At 71.2% G+C, this 6,965-nt stretch carries 4 protein-coding genes; all 4 read left to right on the forward strand.

Going from position 1 to position 6,965, the window contains the following annotated elements:
- The first annotated feature begins 24 nt into the window (after positions 1–24).
- The 4 genes from AC1ROY_RS30010 (at position 25) to AC1ROY_RS30025 (ending at position 6,889) form a co-directional block, all read left to right on the forward strand.
- Positions 25–813: an SDR family oxidoreductase gene (locus tag AC1ROY_RS30010; protein WP_493152614.1), complete on the forward strand. Its 789-nt coding sequence runs from the start codon at positions 25–27 to the stop codon at positions 811–813.
- On the forward strand, positions 810–2,900 hold the full coding sequence (locus AC1ROY_RS30015) for a hydantoinase/oxoprolinase family protein (RefSeq protein WP_493152615.1): 2,091 nt from the start codon (positions 810–812) through the stop codon (positions 2,898–2,900). The genes AC1ROY_RS30010 and AC1ROY_RS30015 overlap by 4 nt, the downstream gene beginning before the upstream one ends.
- A gap of 115 nt (positions 2,901–3,015) precedes the next feature.
- Positions 3,016–5,205 carry a glycosyltransferase gene (locus AC1ROY_RS30020; RefSeq protein WP_493152616.1) on the forward strand — a complete coding sequence of 730 codons (2,190 nt, stop codon included), beginning with the start codon at positions 3,016–3,018 and terminating at the stop codon, positions 5,203–5,205.
- 16 nt (positions 5,206–5,221) lie between these two features.
- The gene (locus tag AC1ROY_RS30025; protein ID WP_493152617.1) at positions 5,222–6,889 is read left to right on the forward strand and encodes a hydantoinase B/oxoprolinase family protein; all 1,668 of its coding nucleotides are present in this window, start codon (positions 5,222–5,224) and stop codon (positions 6,887–6,889) included.
- Positions 6,890–6,965: the final 76 nt, after the last annotated feature.

A 6,965-nucleotide genomic window follows, 5' to 3' on the forward strand; every position in this document is an offset into this window, starting at 1 on the left:
ATTCCTCATAAGGGTAGTTGCGTCATGGATCTCGGTCTCAAGGGCAAGCGCGCGCTGGTGATGGGGGCCTCGAAGGGCCTCGGGCGCTCGATCGCGGATGCGCTGGCGGCGGAGGGCGCGGCCCTGGTGATCAGCGGGCGCGACCAGGCGACGCTGGACACGGCCTCGCGCGAGCTGGTGTCGCTGGGCGCGACCTCCTGCGCGGGCATCCCGGCCGACGTGGCCGAGGGCGCGCAGATGAATGCGCTGGCCGAGGGCGCCGTGAAGGCGATGGGCGGCGTGGATATCCTGATCCTCAACCACGGCGGCCCGCCGCCCGGCCCCGCCCTGGAGCTGACCGAGGAGGCGATGGTCACCTGGTTCCAGCGCATCGTGCTGGCGCCCCTGCGCGTGACCAACAAGCTGCTGCCGGGGATGCGCGAGCAGAAGTATGGCCGCATCATCAATGTCGGCAGCACCGGCATGTTCCAGCCGATCCCGAACCTCGTGCTGAGCAACGCCCTGCGCGCGAGCGTGATGGGCTGGCTGAAGACGCTCTCGGCCGAGGTGGCGCATGAGGGGGTCACCTGCAACATCGTCGCCCCCGGCGCGATCCGCACGGACCGCAGCCTGGAGACGGCGGCCGGCCTCGCCAAGCGCTCCGGCAAGACGGTGGACGAGGTGGTCGCCGAGCGCAGCAAGACCATCCCCGCCGGCCGCTACGGCCTGCCGAGCGAGTACGGCCCGCTGGTGGCGTTCCTGTGCAGCGACCAGGCCGCCTACATCACGGGCGAGATCTTTCGCATCGACGGCGGGATGGTGCGGGGGTGGTGAGCAACGCGAGGCTGGCCGTCGATATCGGCGGCACTTTCACCGACGTCGCCATCGAGGCGACCACTTCCGAGGACCAGGTCTCCCGCTGGACCACGAAGGTCCTCACCACGCCCCATGCGCCGGAGCTCGGCGTGCTGGAGGGGGTGAAGGCCGTGCTGGCCAAGGCCGGCATGCAGGCGGCCGACATCGTGCTGCTGATCCATGGCACCACGCTCGCCACCAATGCGCTGATCGAGCGCAAGGGCGCGAGGACGGCACTCATCACCACCGAGGGCTTCCGCGACGTCCTCGCGCTGGGCAACGAGAGCCGCTACGATCAGTACGACCTGAACATCGAGCTGCCGCAGCCGCTGGTGCCGCGCCGCTGGCGCCTGCCGGTGCCGGAGCGCCTCGACAACACCGGCCAGGTCCTCACGCCGCTCGACGAGGCGGCGGTCCGCGCATACATCCCCTTCCTGAAGTCCGAGGGGGTCGAGAGCCTCGCCATCGGCTTCCTGCACGGCTTCGTGAATCCGGCGCATGAGCGCCGTGCCGCCGAGATCATCCGCGCCGAATGGCCGGAGCTGCCGATCTCGCTGAGCTCCGAGGTGAGCCCGGAGATGCGCGAGTGGGAGCGCTTCAGCACCACCGTCGCCAATGCCTATGTGCAGCCGTTGATGGCGAGCTATCTCGCGCGGCTGGAGGCGGGGCTGCGCGCGGGCGGGATGACCTGCCCGCTCTTCCTGATGCTCTCCGGCGGCGGGCTGACGACGATCGAGACGGCCTCGCGCTTCCCGATCCGGCTGGTGGAGAGCGGCCCGGCGGGCGGCGCCATCTTCTCCGCCTATGTCGCGCGGCAGCTCGGCTGGGAGAAGGTGCTGAGCTTCGACATGGGCGGCACCACCGCCAAGGTCTGCCTCATCGACGATTTCGCGCCCCAGGCGAGCCGCACCTTCGAGGTCGCGCGCGTGGGCCGCTTCCGCAAGGGCTCGGGCCTGCCGCTGCGCATCCCCGTGATCGAGATGGTGGAGATCGGCGCCGGTGGCGGCTCGCTCGCGCATCTCGACAGCCTGGGGCGCATCCAGGTCGGGCCGGAATCCGCGGGCGCCGATCCGGGGCCGGCCTGCTACGGCCGGGGCGGCACCAAGCCGGCCGTGACGGACGCCAACCTGGCGCTGGGCCGCTACGATCCGGTGGCCTTCGCGGGCGGGAACTTCCCGCTGAAGACCGCGCCCGCCGAGGCGGCCCTGGTCGAGCATGTCGGCCAGGGGCTGGGGCTCGATTCCGGCATGGCCGCGCTCGGCGTGGTCGAGATGGTGGACGAGAACATGGCCAATGCGGCCCGCGTCCACGCCATCGAATCAGCCAAGTCCTATGAGGGCCGCGCCATCATCGCCTTCGGCGGCGGCGGGCCGGTGCACGGCTACCGCGTGGCGGAGAAGATCGGCGTGAAGCGGCTGCTGGTGCCGAGCGGGGCCGGCGTGGGCTCGGCTATCGGCTTCCTCCGCGCGCCGGTGGGATATGAGGTCGTCAAAAGCCTCTACACCCGCTTCGGCAGCTTCGATGTGGCGGCCGTGAATGCGCTGCTCGCCTCGATGAGCGCGGAGGCCTCGAAGGTCGTCGCCGAGGGCAGTTTTTCTGCACCCACCGTCGAGCACCGCATCGGCTACATGCGCTATGTGGGGCAGGGGCACGAGATCGCGGTCGCCCTGCCGGTGCGGCCGCTGGTCGAGGCCGACATCGCCGCGATCCGCGCGGCCTACGATGCCGAGTACACGCGCTTCTACGACCGCCCCGTGCCGGGCTCCGACGTCGAGGTGCTGAGCTTCGCCGTCACCGTCGCGACCGTGGTGGACAAGGTGGCGCCCGCCGCCGAGGTGGCCGACGCCCCGGCGCCCCGGCCCATCCGCGTGCAGCAGGTGCGCGACACCTCGACGGGCCATGTCGCGGCCTGGCAGGTCTACGACCGCACGCAGATGAGCCCCGGCGCCACGGTGCCCGGCCCCTGCATCGTCGCCGAGGACGAGACGAGCACGCTCGTCGGCCCCGGCTGGACCTGCCGGATGGACGGCCTCGGCTATCTCGAGCTGACGCGGGGAGATCCGTGATCCGCAACCCGCCCGGCGGAACGCGCCGGCGCGCGGCACGTCCGCGCCGGTGACCGGACCGGTCCCCCGTTCGGCCCTCATGCAGCGCGGATTGCGCGCGCTCGGGAAGCTCGGGTTGAACCTGGGTCCCTGGCTCGAGCTTCAGCGCGCGCGGATCAACCGCCCGGTGTCCCTGCGGCTGGAGGCCGAGGTCTCGGCCCTGCGCGACCTGCTCGCCAGCCAGGACGCCGCATGGCGCGAGGCTTTGGCCGCGCGGGATATCGCGCAGCGCGAGGCGCTGGCCGCACGGGACATCGCACAGGGCGAGGCGCTGGCGGCGCAGGACGCCGCGTGGCGCGCGGCGCTGCAGGCGGCGACCGATGCGGCGGAGCAGCGGCTCTCCGCCCTGCGCGCCGAAGCGGCCGCCCTTGCCGCGGAGGCGGCGGCCCTCGGACAGCGGGGGGCCGCGCAGGCGGAGCGCGTCGCGACGCTCGAATGGCAGGTGGATGTGCTCGATCCGCTGCTCACGCAGCTGGCGCGCCAGGCGCTCGCCGTGCCCGCCGCGCCGCTCACGGACGGAACGCCCGAGGTCAGCGTCATCATGCCCGTGCGCGACCGCGCCGGGCTGGTCGGCCACGCGATCCGCAGCGTGCTGGCGCAGCAGGGCGTGGCGCTGGAGCTGCTCGTCGTGGATGACGGAAGCACCGACGGCACCGCCGATGCCGTGGCGCAGCTCGCCGCGGCGGATCCGAGGATCCGGCTGTTCCGCGAGCCGGCGCTGGGCCATGCCGCCGCCCGCAACGTGGCGCTCGCCGCCGCACGCGGGCCGTTCCTCGCCTATCTCGACAGCGACAACGTCTGGCTGCCGGGCTTCCTGGAGGGGATGCTGGAGGCGTTCCGCGCGGATCCCGGGCTCCAGGCGGCCTATGGGATGCTGCTGGCGGACGGGCCGGTCTTCGACGGGCGATCTTGCCTGTGGCGTCCCTTCGACCCGGCCTCGCAGGCGGACCGGAACGCGATCGACATCAACACCTACGTCCACCGGCGCGGCCTGTATGAGGCGTGCGGCGGCTTCGACGCCGCGATGACGCGGCTGGTGGACTGGGACCTCGTGCTGCGCCATTCCGACCGGACCACGCCCCGGCGCATCCCGGTCGTGGGCGCCGCCTACCGCTCCCGCCGGCCCGACCGGGTGTCGCTCAACGAGGCCTACGGGCCCAGCCTCTTCCGGCTGCGCCGCAAGCGGCTGCGCGCCGGCCAGGGGCAGCGCCCGCCGCGGGTCCTCTATGCCGTCTGGCACTACCCGCAGCTCACCGAGAGCTACATCGAGACCGAGCTGCGTTGCATGCAGAGGCTGGGGGCGGAGATCGAGGTCTGGTCCGAGGCGGATGTCGCTTCGCCCTACGAGCCCGCGGCTCCCTTCCGCAGAGGGACGCTGGAGGATGCGATCGCCGCGTTCCGCCCGGACGTCGTGCATGTCCACTGGCTCGGCCTCTCCGGGCAATATGCGCCGGCCGTCGCGAAGGCGGGCCTGCCGATGACGGTGCGGGCGCACGGCTTCGAGGTGACCGCGGACGGCATCCGCGCCGCGCTCGCTCTCGGGCCGATGGCGCGCCTCTATCTATTCCCCGGCATGGCCCCCCAGGCGCCCGCCGACGATCCGCGCGTCCGGGTCCTGCGCGCGGCCTTCGACACCGCGCTGTTCCGGCCGGCGCGCTCGCCCAAGGACCGCCGGCTCGTGCTGCGCACCGGCGCGGCGCTGCCTTCGAAGGATTACGGGCTGTTCTTCGAGGCCGCGGCGCGGCTCAGGGACCACCGCTTCGTCCTGGTGGCCGGGACCTGCCTCCAGCGGGAATACGTGCCCGACGAGCTGCACGCGCTCAACCAGCGCTTCGGCGGGCATGCCGAGATCCGGATGGACGTGCCGCGCGAGCAGGTCGCCGACCTCATGGAACGGGCCGGCCTCTATCTCCACACGGCGCTGCCGCCGGGCGAGCCCGACGCCACGCCGATCGGCGCGCCGATCTCCATCGCCGAGGCCATGGCCACGGGCGCGCATGTCCTTGTCCGCGACCTTCCGGCCCTGGTCGATTATGTCGGCGGGGCCGGGGCCGCCTATGCCGATCTCGGGCAGGCCGAGGAGCTGATCCGCACGACGTCCCGATGGGATGACGCGGCCTGGAGCGCCGCCGGCCGCGCCTCGCTGGACCACGCCTGGTCCCTGCTCGCCGGCGAGACCACGCTGGCCCCGATCTACGAAGACTGGTGCGCCATCGCCGCCGCGCGCGACGCCGGCCGCAACTCCCCTCTCCCCATAGCGAATTGATCCTGGAGACCATTCCATGCAGCAGTCGGATGCCCTCGGGAAGATCCAGCGCCAGATCCAGTGGAACCGCCTCATCGCTGTCGTCGAGGAGCAGGCGCAGACCATGATCCGCACCGCCTTCAGCACCACGGTGCGCGAGGCGGGCGATCTCTCGGCCGGCATCTTCGATCTGCAAGGCCGCATGCTCGCGCAGGCCGTCACCGGCACCCCCGGTCACGTCAACTCCATGATGGAGAGCGTCGGACATTTCCTGAAGAAGTTCCCGGCCGCGGCGATGAAGCCGGGGGACCACTACATCACCAACGACCCCTGGCTCGGCACCGGGCACCTGCACGATCTCACCGTCGTCACCCCGGCCTTCCGCAATGGCAAGATCGTTGGCCTCTTCGCCAACACCGCTCATATCATCGACATCGGCGGCCTCGGCATGGGCCCCGAGGGGCGCTCGGTCTTCGAGGAAGGCCTCTACATCCCCATCGTGAAGTGCTTCGACCAGGGCGTCCCCAACGAGACCTTCTTCGACTTCATTCGCGTGGGCAGCCGCACACCGGTGGAGCTTGAGGGCGACATCTACTCGCTCTGCGCCTGCAACGACGCCGGCGCCAAGCGGCTCGTCGAGATGATGGACGAGTACGCGATGGAGGGCGTCGACGAGCTGGCCGAATTCATCTTCGACAGCAGCCTCGCCGCCACCCGGGCCGAGATCGCCAAGCTGCCCAAGGGCCAGGTCTGGAAGGCGGAGATCAAGTCGGACGGCTACGAGGCGCCGGTCACGCTGAAGGCCGCCATGTGCGTCGAGGGCGACGAGATCATCGTCGACTACGCCGGCACCTCCGGCTTCTCCACGCGCGGCATCAACGTGCCGGCCGCCTATTGCCGCGCCTATTCCTGCTTCGGGATCAAATGCGTCGTGGCGCCGGAGATTCCCAACAACTGGGCGAGCCTCGCGCCCTTCGTCATGCAGATCCCGGACGACTGCATCCTCAACACGCCGCGTCCCTATCCCGTCAGCGTGCGGCACGTGGTGGGCCAGCTGCTGCCCGACCTGATGATGGGCTGCCTCTCCCAGGCCGTGCCGGAGAAGGTGAACGCCGAGGGCAGCTCGGCCCTGTGGAACCCGCCCTTGCGCGGCGGCTCGCAGGTCTCCGGTCAGGGAGCCGAGGTCGATGATTTCGAGATCATCACCTTCAACTCCGGCGGCACCGGCGCGCGCCCGACGAAGGACGGGCTGGACGGCATCGCCTTCCCCTCGGGCGTGCGCACCATGCCGGTCGAGGCGACGGAGAACGTCGCGCCCGTGATCTTCTGGCGGAAGGAGCTGCGTCCCGACAGCGCCGGCGCCGGGAAGACCCGCGGCGGCTTCGGCCAGATCATGGAGATCGGCGCCAAGAAGAATGCCGAGTTCGCCGTGAACGCCATCTTCGACCGCGTGGCCAACCCGCCCAAGGGCCGCTTCGGTGGCGGCATGGGCGCCGGCGGCTGGGTCGGGCTGGACGATGCCAACGGCACCGTGCTCCGCACCAAGGGCTTCCAGGTGATCCCGAAGGGCCGCCACCTCGTGCTGCTGCTGCCCGGCGGCGGCGGCATGGGCGACCCGAAGGAGCGCGACCCCGCGCTGGTCGAGCGCGACGTGGCGGACGGGCTGGTCAGCTCGGCCGAGGCGAAGCGCGTCTACGGCGTCTAGGTGTTTAGTCCCGGCATTTGATGGGTTGGATCGAGGCTGAATCGTTCAGGCTCGGCTGTCCAGCATTTGCAGATGA

The organism is Roseococcus sp. GW821-FHT12F05 (assembly GCF_058806835.1).